Raw genomic sequence first — 7,175 nt, 5'->3', positions numbered from 1 at the left:
GACTGCTGACGCGCAACATCGAATCGCAGCAGCGCGAGGGCGTGATTATCGCGAACCTCGTGAATCTGTGGAACAGCTTCGGCAAGGCCGTTTGCGTCAAAAAGCTCTAGTTGCGTCCGCAACCAACAACGGGCCTACCCTGCTGAACAAAGCCTGCGTGAACCTGCATCACGCTCTTGGCCAGATCCAGTCCAACAGTCGCTATATTCATGATGAACGCTCCTTTGCCGTGGACGTCACGACTTCTCCACTTTGGCTTAAACCGCTCGCTGGGTAGCGGGAGTCGTCCATCACATCAGAACCCGCGCGAATGGGGGACTGGCCTGGCCGAGTCGCTTACGGATTCTCGGGCGGATACGCGAACAGGTCGTCGAGCCAGCAGAGCTCCTCGTTAGTCAGCATGAGCGCGTTGGAAGCCTCGCTTTGGGAGGGGCCAGTGTGTCCGGGAAAGAAGCGATGGAGACGAAGGGGATCGAGGTCGGCCTCCGTCGGGGTGCCTGGGTCGGCCAGGCCGATCCAGTCTTCGGTGTCCGATGCGTTGGTCGGCATGTGGGCGGCTTGGTCTGGCGCGGCTGGCTGAGCGGGTCGAGCTGGGCGCTGGGAGCGCGGCGCCTGCGTACCCCAGCTAAGTGCCGCAGGCATTGCTACTGAATCGGTTTGCTGCGTACGTGCCTGACGGGGACCCCAGGCGGACTGCGTCGCTGAAGCAGTGAGCGAGGGCGCTGCATCCAATCGTGGTCGCACGTCGCGCGAAGTGGTTGGCGCCGTGGGAGCGGCCCGCTTGGCTCGCGCGGCTGGGGGCGTTTCGCTGCCGGGGTTCCCCGCGTCGACCGACCTGAGCGAATCCTCCAGCGATTGAGCAAAATCTTGCAACGTGTCCGCAGGCGAGGAGGCTGCGGCATTGTCTACAGCCCGGCCGTTCAGGCTATCGACAAGGCGGCGCCAGCGCTGCGCGGCATCCGGGATCGTTCCGGCTCGCGCTTCCATCTCGGTCACGCCAGCCAGGGCCAGACGACGCGTCAGTGCTTGCGAGTGCAGGCCAAACTGTCGACGAGCGTCGGAGAAGGCCTGCAGCGGTTCGGGGTGGGTGCAAAAGAAGTTCAACAAGGCCATGATGTCCCTGGGCTCGGGCATGTGCACGGCCCGCGAGGGGCCTGCGTCTTCGATCCGGATCCTGCGTCCCGGCTGCCTAGTGGCGGCCCAGGACCGACCTTGCTGTAGCGCATCCAGTGCCTGCGCTCCGCCCAGGCTGACGATGGTCATAAGTCGTTCGTTATCGAAGCGCTCGCGCAGGGCCGGCAGATACGCCAGGATGGCCTCAAGCGCCGGTCGTCCCACGACGCAAGCCATGTTGACCACTTGCTCCGTGGTCAAGCCATACGGAGGCTCGCGCAGCGCCGGCAACTGTGTCCTGACTGCCTCGAGGGCCTGCTTGCCGCCATCGTTGCTGGCGATGGCCACTACCTGCTCGGTGGTCAAGCCAAACGGAGGCTCACGCAGCGCCGGCAACTGTGTCCTGACCGCCTCGAGGGCCTGCTTGCCGCCGTCGTTGCTGGCGATGGCCACTACCTGCTCGGTGGTCAAGCCAAACGGAGGCTCACGCAGCGCCGGCAACTGTGTCCTGACCGCCTCGAGGGCCTGCTTGCCACCCATGTTACTCGCGATGGCCACTACCTGCTCCGTGCTCAAGCTAAACCGTGGCCCGCGCAATACCGCAAACTGCGCCTTGACCGCCTCGAGGGCCTGCTTGCCGCCGTTGTTGCTGGCGATGGCCACCACCTGCTCGGTGCTCAAGCCAAACGGAGGCTCACGCAGCGCCGGCAACTGTGTCCTGACCGCCTCGAGGGCCTGCCTGCCGCCGTTTCTGCTCGCAATGGCCACCACCTGTCCCACGCTGAGGTTCAGTGGCTCGCTCATGAGCACAGGTCCCTGGCGATGAACTGCCGCGACCGCGGGACGCTCGCCGCGTGCCGCAATGGCGGCAATCTGCGCGGCACTCAGACGCAGGGGCGGCGCGGCAAGCTCGGCACCCACCGGGTGAGTATGGCCCGCTTCCTTTCTCAGCAGTTCGTTCAACGCGAAATCACCCGAGCGCCTGCGGCCGATGTCCACGATCTGGGCTCGCGTTAGATCCGGAATCGCTTGGGCCAGGGCACCATGGTGGGCCGCCACCAGCCCCAGCGACTGGAAGCGGCTGCTCAACTGGCCGATCTCATCAAGCGAGAAGCCGTGGCTGACCAAGGCGTTATGATGCGCCAGCACGTCCGAGTACGCCTCGGTCTTGATCTTTTTGAGCTGCTTGTCCGTGTAGCCCAGGCTCTTCAGGGCCTGCGTCACACTGGGCTCGTTGCCTGGCTGCGCAGGGCTTGAAGCGCCACCGGCACGGTCGGCCCCGGGGGGACTGTTTCCCTGCGGTGAAATCGGCGCGTTTGGGGCCATCAAGCTGGACGACTCGCCCATCCAGTGCAGCCGTGCCTGCCCGTCCGACGGGGTGGTGGGGGCGAGCCCCGGCGAGTTGAGCAGTGAAGAGATCGAATCCTGCGCAGATGACCAGTTCGCGCGTGGCAAAGACAGTCCACCAGGTACTGCCCGACGGCTCGCAGGCATCCCCTCAGGCCGGGCAAGGCTGGCGGGCGTGGCGCGCGCGACCGGCGAAGCAGGCCGCGCATTGGCTGGTTCCTGCAAGGGAGTATGATCAACACCAGCGCCGGGACTAATGCGGTTCAAGTCGGTCATGGCTGTGGGCGACGCTTCGATTTAAGGGTGCACCGATCAGTGTGGCGTCGACGATCGATCGTGCCGCTCTTGAGCTTTGCCCCTCGCGCCTGCAGTACCACGCCTACTTCCGCGAAGATCCGCTCGCCCAGCTTGTGCTCTTCCAGCAGATGCCGGAATTTGAGCAGCGTGGTGGCGTCCGGAACCGTTTCGCTGCCAAGGTCAATGCCAACGAAACGACGCAGGCTGAGGCTGTCGTACAGCGCTTCTTCGCATGCAAGGTCGGCAAGGTTGAACCACTGCTGCACAAAATGAATCCGCAGCATGCGCTCCAGCGCAATTGGCGGGCGGCCATTGCCGCGTTTCGGATAAAACGGCTCCACCACCGCGCACAGCTGCGCCCACGGCACGATCGTGTTCATCTCATCGAGAAACGCTTCGCGTCGCGTAGGTTTGCGCTGCGCCCCGAATCCCGCGCATTGATCGACAGCCATCGCTAGTGTCAGTTGTTTCATCGTTTTACGCTTTCGCCGTTACATGCTCACGCTATAACGCATGACAGTCGTGAACGGTGGACTTGATCAGCATTGCCTTAAGCAAGCGAATCAGCCTAACCGCTCCTTCTCCTCTCTTCAGACCCCTAGCCGAAGTGCTGTCAGCCGCAACGAAGGAAGACTTACGCAATCGTTCAAAGTTCATCGCGTGCCGGTGCAGCTCAACGGAGATGTTCTGAACGTTCGCAGCGCGTAGGCAGTTCAATCTCTTCGGGTCAGATTCCCCGCCGCTTGCGGCGTATGCTGCGGTGAATGAGCGAATACATTCACAAGAGCCACAACGTCACGGTGTTGCTGTATCACGTGGTGCTGCCGGCGAAGTATCGACGAGCGGTCTTTGATGACCAGGTTGACGAAGTTCTGAAGGAAATCTGTCTGGAGATAGCTCAGCGCTATCAGATGAAATTTTTGGAGATAGGGACGGACAAGGACCACGTTCATTTCCTGGTCCAGTCGGTCCCGACATATACAACTCGTTGCGGGTTTCGAGGGGATTCCAGCGGTTTTCCGCTGAAGGAGCCGATGATGCATGAAGTGCCCAGCATGGCAGGCTTCGCACTGCGAGGCAATGATCTGATAGGCGAAGTGATCGACATGGTGTCGGCGCGCGTGGCCACGGCGCAATGCGCCGGCGAAGTGACAATAGGCGGCCCCGAACGTCGCGATCAGCGGCGGCAGTAGTGTCGCAGATTGATCATCGTGTAGGCGAGCGTCTTGAGCGCGTAGTGCACCTCACTGATGCGTTCGAAGCGCAGCAGCAGGCGGCGGAAGGTATCCTCCCAGGCGAACACGCGCTCGATGGTCCTGAAGCGCTCGTCGAAGATCGCCGGATCGAAACGCCGCTTGCGACCGCGCTTCGGTGTTTTGCGCCCGCGCAGGTTTTCTGGGATGTTTGGGCTCATGCCGCGATTGAAGATCGCCTTGCGGTTTTCGCGGCAGTCGTAGACGCCATCCAGACTGACGGTTGTACCCCGCAGGTCCGCGCCGATGGCGCGCGCCATGGCGGTGAGCCGGGGCAGCGCGTCACGCAGCAAGGGCGATTCGTTGCGGTTGCCCGGCGCACTTAGGGGTTGTAAGCGGGAACCCCAGATTTGCTGGAATGGCTGAATGGCTTTTATTTCATTGGGTTACGCGTTTCTTTGAGCAGGGCAATGAGTTCATCTGTCGAGGGCAGCACGATGCCATCGCCTCCTTCGAGGATTCCCTCTGCCGACGCACGCTTGCTCTGATGTAATGCGACGATCCGTTCCTCCAGCGTGCCCTGGTTGACGAGACGGTAGACCGTTACGGGCCGCTGCTGCCCCATGCGGTGCGCACGCCCCATGGCCTGATCTTCAGCCGCCGGGTTCCACCACGGATCCGCGATCACGACGTAATCGGCGGCCGTGAGGTTCAGGCCGAAACCGCCTGCCTTGAGGCTGATCAGGAACAGATCTCCTTCGCCCGCCTGGAACGCTGCGACGCGCCGGGTGCGCTCTGCGGCCGGCGTGGCACCATCGAGGTATTGATAGGAAATCCCGGCCTCATCGAGTGGTTCCCGCAGCAGCGTGAGGAAATCCACAAACTGGCTGAATACCAGGGTTTTGTGCTGGTTGGCTGACAGCTCAGTGGCAAGAGCTGCGAACGCCCGCACCTTGGCGCCGACAACACCCAGCGCCGGACTCACCAGACGGCCGCAATTCGTCAATTTCTCGCCAAAACGATGCTAAGTCGATGAGCCAGAAAGAGAAATTTGACCGATCGGCAACGGCTTGAACATCACAGGCTCGACTGGAGAAATTGATTGTCGCTTCAGTCAGGGGCAACCCGGGCCAGGCGTTACCGACCGGATGCGGATAGAGGATACCGAGCGCGTGACGTTCCACAAAAATGAGGTCAATCCACCGGACGGTGGTTTCGCGGCGGGTCGTCATTCGCGCAATCAGTCTGGCGAGGGTTTCGCCCGGGGAGGTCGAGGTGTGCAGGGTGACTGGTTTGCGCTCACGCCAGCGCGAGAGCGCGGCCTCGACGTGGGCGATGGTGAGCCGGTGGCCGGCTTGTGCGGGGAACGGAAAATCGGCTGGGGTCATGGAATTTGCAGAGAAACTGGACATCATCGGCCCTGCGTACCGGTCCTGGCGCGCGGACGGGCCGCTGCGGCCGGCGAGACATCCGGAATCGGTTCAAACAGCGCATCGAGGTCGTCGGCTGAAAACTTGACCGCGCCGGCGCCATCTTCAGACAGAATGCTATCGGCCAGTACGGCCTTCTTCTCCTGCAGCGCGACGATCTTTTCCTCGATGCTGCCGGCGGCGATCAGCTTGTAGACGAACACCGGCTTGTCCTGGCCGAGACGATGCGCACGATCCGTCGCCTGGTTTTCCGCGGCGGGGTTCCACCACGGATCGTAGTGAATCACGGTGTCGGCTGCCGTCAGGTTCAGACCAACACCGCCGGCCTTCAGGCTGATCAGGAAGAGCGGCACTTCCCCTTGCTGGAAGCGCTGCACGGGCGTCATGCGATCGGTGGTGTCGCCGGTGAGGATGACGTATGGGATGGCGGCCTTCTCGAGCGCCGCCGAGATCAGCGCCAGCATCCCGGTGAACTGCGAGAACAGCAGCACGCGGCGCCCTTCGTCGATCAGTTCCGGGAGCATTTCGAGGAGCAGGTCAAGCTTGGCTGATTCCCTGCCCTGTGCCGCTTTCTCCAGCTTGACGAGGCGCGGATCGCAGCAGACCTGACGCAGCTTGAGCAACGCCTCGAGCACGATAATGTGACTGCGGGCGAGTCCCTGTGCGGCAACGGCGGTCCGGACCTTTTCCTGCATCGCGGCGCGTACCGTTTCATACAGATCGCGCTGCGCACCTTCAATGTCCACGGTGCGCACGATGACTGTCTTCGGCGGCAGTTCGGTCGCAACCTCATCCTTGCGCCGGCGCAGCATGAACGGGCGGATTCGGCGTGCGAGCAGCTCGCGCCGCACGGTGTCGCCGCCTTTCTCGATCGGCGTGCGCCAGCGCTTCGTAAAATCTTTCTGGCTGCCAAGGAACCCGGGCAGCAGGAAATCGAACTGGGACCACAACTCGCCCAAGTGATTTTCGAGTGGCGTACCGGTCACACACAGGCGGTGCTGCGCGCGCAGTTCGCGGATGGTAGCTGCCGCTTTGGTCGTGGCGTTCTTGACGTACTGGGCCTCGTCGAGGATCAGCAGGTGATAGTCATGCCGCGCGAGGATGGCCTGATCGCGCCACAGCAGCGCGTAGGTCGTCAGGATGAGATCGTGTTCGCCGATCTGGTCGAAACGATCGCGGCGCTCGGGCCCGTTCAGATCGAGGACTTTCAGGCCGGGCGCGAAACGTCCCGCTTCCTCGCGCCAGTTGTGGACCAGCGTGGTCGGCACGACGATCAGCGCGGGCTGCTCGAGACGACCTGCCTCCTTTTCGGCGAGCACATGGGCCAGTGTCTGCACGGTCTTGCCGAGTCCCATGTCGTCGGCCAACACGCCCGACAGGTTGTGCTCGCGCAGGAACTGCATCCAGCTTAAGCCCTGATGCTGGTACGCGCGTAATTCAGCCTGCAATCCGCGCGGCACGGGTACCTCGGCCAGACCTGGTCCGACCTGCAGGCGCTGCGCGAGCTGGCGAATTGACGCATCGCCGTGGAACTGCCAGCGGCCCGTATCGTTCAGTGCTTCGAGGCGGCCGGCATCCAGTTCGGAAATCCGCAGGGAACCTTCTCCAACAGACTCGAACAGATCGACCAGTATCCGCACGACCGGTTTCAGCCGGTCGGCGCGCAGGCGGGTTCTGTTGCAGTAAGGGTGTCGGGACGAGAAATGTCGATATGATAAGTATTGCTTATGACACAAGGGAGTAAAACTGCTGGGAAGCAGACGACGGGTCTTTGCCCGCACATTTCATCTGTCCT

Annotated in this window: 3 protein-coding genes and 4 pseudogenes; 1 reads left to right on the top strand and 6 read right to left on the bottom strand. The window is 62.5% G+C overall.

Annotated features, from left to right (window positions below; translation table 11 throughout):
* Positions 1–336 precede the first annotated feature (336 nt).
* Both AB3X89_RS38430 and AB3X89_RS38425 read right to left on the bottom strand, forming a co-directional pair.
* A complete protein-coding gene (locus tag AB3X89_RS38430) occupies positions 337–2,337 on the bottom strand; it encodes an avirulence protein (RefSeq protein ID WP_368587841.1) in 2,001 nt (666 codons plus the stop codon).
* 415 nt (positions 2,338–2,752) lie between these two features.
* Positions 2,753–3,230 (bottom strand): annotated as a pseudogene (locus tag AB3X89_RS38425) (IS5 family transposase); the annotation flags it as partial.
* A gap of 291 nt (positions 3,231–3,521) precedes the next feature.
* Between AB3X89_RS38425 and tnpA the strand changes: the two are divergent.
* Positions 3,522–3,740, top strand: a pseudogene (gene tnpA / locus AB3X89_RS38420) (IS200/IS605 family transposase); the annotation flags it as partial.
* 194 nt (positions 3,741–3,934) lie between these two features.
* Here the strand turns inward: tnpA and AB3X89_RS38415 are convergent.
* The 4 genes and pseudogenes from AB3X89_RS38415 to AB3X89_RS38400 all read right to left on the bottom strand — a co-directional run.
* Positions 3,935–4,303: a transposase gene (locus tag AB3X89_RS38415; protein ID WP_368587840.1), complete on the bottom strand. Its 369-nt coding sequence runs from the start codon at positions 4,301–4,303 to the stop codon at positions 3,935–3,937.
* A gap of 80 nt (positions 4,304–4,383) precedes the next feature.
* Positions 4,384–4,911: pseudogene (locus AB3X89_RS38410) on the bottom strand (DEAD/DEAH box helicase); the annotation flags it as partial.
* Entirely contained in the window at positions 4,874–5,338 is a 465-nt protein-coding gene (locus AB3X89_RS38405) for a hypothetical protein (protein ID WP_368587839.1), read from the bottom strand. The gene AB3X89_RS38405 and the pseudogene AB3X89_RS38410, both read right to left, overlap by 38 nt.
* Positions 5,339–5,361: 23 nt before the next feature.
* Positions 5,362–7,056 (bottom strand): annotated as a pseudogene (locus tag AB3X89_RS38400) (DEAD/DEAH box helicase); the annotation flags it as partial.
* Positions 7,057–7,175: the final 119 nt, after the last annotated feature.

Origin of the sequence: Paraburkholderia sp. BR14320 (assembly GCF_040948665.1) — a bacterium.
In the GTDB taxonomy this organism is placed as follows: Bacteria; Pseudomonadota; Gammaproteobacteria; order Burkholderiales; family Burkholderiaceae; genus Paraburkholderia; species Paraburkholderia youngii.
This window is presented reverse-complemented; position numbering and strand designations above follow the sequence as displayed.

What these genes read in the sequence shown, in the direction of transcription:
- AB3X89_RS38405 (WP_368587839.1), bottom strand. Translation starts at nt 5,338, where the DNA reads ATGACCCCAGCCGATTTTCCGTTCCCCGCACAAGCCGGCCACCGGCTC.